At 48.5% G+C, this 427-nt stretch carries 1 protein-coding gene; it reads right to left on the reverse strand.

Annotated elements, in window-relative coordinates; all coding sequences use genetic code 11:
* Window positions 1–93: 93 nt before the first annotated feature.
* Window positions 94–427 (reverse strand): hypothetical protein (locus tag Q669_RS15410; RefSeq protein WP_227501129.1); only part of this gene is annotated, 334 nt, incomplete at its 5' end.

Below are 427 nucleotides of genomic sequence, written 5' to 3' on the forward strand. Positions count from 1 at the left end.
TAACGCCGAAGCACAGCGGCGACCTTGGAGTGGCGACGAAGGAGCCACGTAAAGGGCGTCCGGCGGCCACCGGCCGCGAACTGCTGCGCCTTGTTAAATTTTTACGTCGGATAGATAACTAGAAATAGTTTCTGCCTTTGAAGCATGCCGCTCAATTGTTTGAGCCAAATACTCTGCCTCAAGCTTTGCTGATGGAAGATCCTCTGACAGATATTCCATTGCATCTTTGAAATCGTCATAACTGATCGAATTACCGAATTCAGAGAATGCGGAGTTGAGAGCGAGATGGAAGCGTTCAGAGTCCCTTGGGTGAGTGGTGTGCCAAGTATCTACCTGCATCCATGGTTTAAGCTTTTCTGCCAGTTGTTCGATATTCATACAAACTCCGTTGTAGTGAAATTTAACGCCGCGCTCTGCGGCAAATTTG

Source organism: Marinobacter sp. C1S70 (genome assembly GCF_000475355.1).
In the GTDB taxonomy this organism is placed as follows: domain Bacteria; phylum Pseudomonadota; class Gammaproteobacteria; order Pseudomonadales; family Oleiphilaceae; genus Marinobacter; species Marinobacter nauticus.